Genomic DNA, 2560 nt, shown 5'->3' on the forward strand with positions numbered 1-2560 from the left:
GTATAGCTTTTCAGTATGCTGCCTACATGCTTCATCAAAGCCTTGGTACCAGGCAATCCATACGGTGATGTTGGAATGGTTTCACCCAGTAGTTCACTCCAATCATCGGGAATATAGAAGTCTTTTCCGATCAGACTCACCAAAGAAGCCATCTCCTGATGGGTGTGTATAACACAGTTCACCTTTGGATGCGTTCTATAGACCAAGGCATGGATTCCCTTCTCTGATGAAGGTTTCAGGGAACCTGTATAGCTGAGATCATCTTGCGAGACCAATACCAATTGATCCTCCGTCAACTGGTCATAAGACTTACCGCTGGGGGTAATAAGGAATTGATTATTCCCTACCCTACAGCTGATATTTCCCCATGTTCTTGCAACCAACTGTGAGGCAACCAATTTCTTCGTAGCTTCCAGTACTGCCTGTTTTGCTTCCTGAAGTTCCATACATCAATCCTTGATACACTCAATCTGGGAAAATACCCGGTCGAAGGCTTTCAGTGACTCGTCAATCATCTCTTCAGTGTATGCTGCACTGGTGTAGAGCCTGCTTCCCGCCAACGTTACCAACCCTTCAGCCATATAAGCTGCTCCCATATACTCCATTTCTTTTTTTCTCTTTGCTGTTTCTGCGATTACATGGGGGATGGTCCACGGTTTCTTCCAATTGACGGAGAAGTGCATGGTTCCAACCGTCTCCAGATGACAGATGGAGCCTTGGTTGAATGCCACAAACGGGAGTGAATGCTTTTCTATGAGTGTTTGCAGTCCCTTTGTAAGTCGGTCCCCCATGAGACCGGCTCTTTTGCAGGCATCACTCTTGTCTATCTCCTCCAAGGTATAATACCCGGCAACGCAGCTCAGTGGTGTCGCTGCCATTGTCCCACCAACCAAGGCCTTGTGAATTTTATCACCAGTCTGAATTCCTGCAGCAAGGTATTTCATATAGTCCTGTTTCCCACCAAGCCCACCAGCACCAGGATACCCCCCTGCGATGACCTTCCCAAATACCGTAAGATCTGGGGAAACTCCAAAATATCCCTGGGCTCCTGCCATGCCAATCCTGAACCCGGTTACCACCTCATCAAATACCAGCAAAGCATGGTAGGCATGACAGAGTCTCTCCACTTCCTTATTGAAGTTCTTGTCCAGTGGCCTGGTACCACTCTCTGGTCCTACCGGTTCAATAAAGACTGCAGCGGTGCCTCCCCTGAGTTTGTTCAAACGCAAGGTCCGCTCCAAGGCATCCAGGTTATTGGGAAAAAATTCCTGGGTGTGCTTGAAGAGATAGGAAGGTACTCCATGAGCCTGTATCCCCTTTGTACCCGGCAGCCGTATCCCATAGGCAAGTTGGTCACTCCAACCGTGGTATGCACCACCCATCTTGATGATGTTCTTCCGACCGGTAGCGAGCCTGGCAACCCTTATGGCTGCCATGCATGCTTCTGAACCTGAGTTGAACATCCTGAACATCTCAACGCTGGGAATGCTTTCACAAACCTTTTTTGCAAGTTTATACTCATACTCATGGAAGAGACCTGTGGACGGACCACCGTCTTGCAGGAGTTCAACAACCTTCTCCCTTACAGATGGAGGATTGGATCCAAGAACTGTAGGCCCTCCTGCTTGCAGAAAGTCGAAATACCTGTGCCCGTCGATGTCATACAGATATGCTCCTTCTGCCTTCTTCATCACCAAGGGGAAGGGATGATTGAAGGCAAGATTGTGTTGTACTCCACCTGGGATATAGTGCTTGGCCTCCCCTATCATGGTTTTTGAGAGAGGGCAAGATTCATCAAAATATGTTCTCTCATAATGTGCCAAGGCCTCTCTGGAAATACTGTAGATGGGGCTCTTGATCAATGCATCAAGTTTCTTCGAGATTTCTACTGCATCGGGGTAGGTTGAGATTGCAAATCGGGTATCCATATCATTCCTCCTAGATGGATGGTGTTTTTACCGGTTTTACACGGGTATTCATGGAAGTTCTGTAGATGATGAATCGATTGACACAGAACTCTGAGATCAGGTTGACCACCATGGTACCGCCGAGTACAAGGTAGTCAGAGATACCAAGGCCAACCAAGGCATCGCCCCACCATGTGGAGAGTGGGGTGAAAATAAGATAATAGATTCCAAGCTGGGTCATGGCCTTGGGGATATTGTTTGCACTCTTGAAGGTAAAACGTCGATTCACGGTAAAGTTGTAGATAACACTGGCAATGAGTGCGGTAAGATAACTCGGCCAATACTGGAGATGAAATAGTTCCTCCAGAAGCGTAAATACCAATACCTGAATAACACCTGCACTGATGGAAAAAAGTACGAACTTTCCAAATTGGATGAGATTCTGTTTTCCAGTCATCGCAGTATTGTTGTTCTCTTCCATGAATCTACCTTTCCCTATGCATTCAAGGCAGCAAAGTGCTTCTTGTTGGATCGATAGAGTTGTGTATACACCTTGTAATTACGGTCATACACTTTCTTGCTCTCTATCCTCGGCTCATAAACCCTCCCCTTTGATATTGCATCAGTGGCCTCTTTCTCACTCTGGTAAAGGC

The 2560-nt window shown here is 47.0% G+C and carries 3 protein-coding genes; all 3 read right to left on the reverse strand.

Annotated elements, in window-relative coordinates:
• Positions 1 to 446 (reverse strand): class II aldolase/adducin family protein (locus JF818_RS06170; protein WP_198891144.1); only part of this gene is annotated, 446 nt, incomplete at its 3' end.
• Positions 447 to 449: 3 nt separating this feature from the next.
• Positions 450 to 1928 (reverse strand): aspartate aminotransferase family protein, encoded by a 1479-nt coding sequence (locus JF818_RS06175; protein WP_198891146.1) that lies wholly within the window; start codon positions 1926 to 1928, stop codon positions 450 to 452.
• A gap of 10 nt (positions 1929 to 1938) precedes the next feature.
• Positions 1939 to 2388, reverse strand: coding sequence for a GtrA family protein (locus JF818_RS06180; RefSeq protein WP_198891148.1), 450 nt, complete (start codon positions 2386 to 2388; stop codon positions 1939 to 1941).
• Positions 2389 to 2560: the final 172 nt, after the last annotated feature.

It is taken from the genome of Sphaerochaeta sp. S2, assembly GCF_016406725.1.
Classification (GTDB): Bacteria; Spirochaetota; Spirochaetia; order Sphaerochaetales; family Sphaerochaetaceae; genus Sphaerochaeta.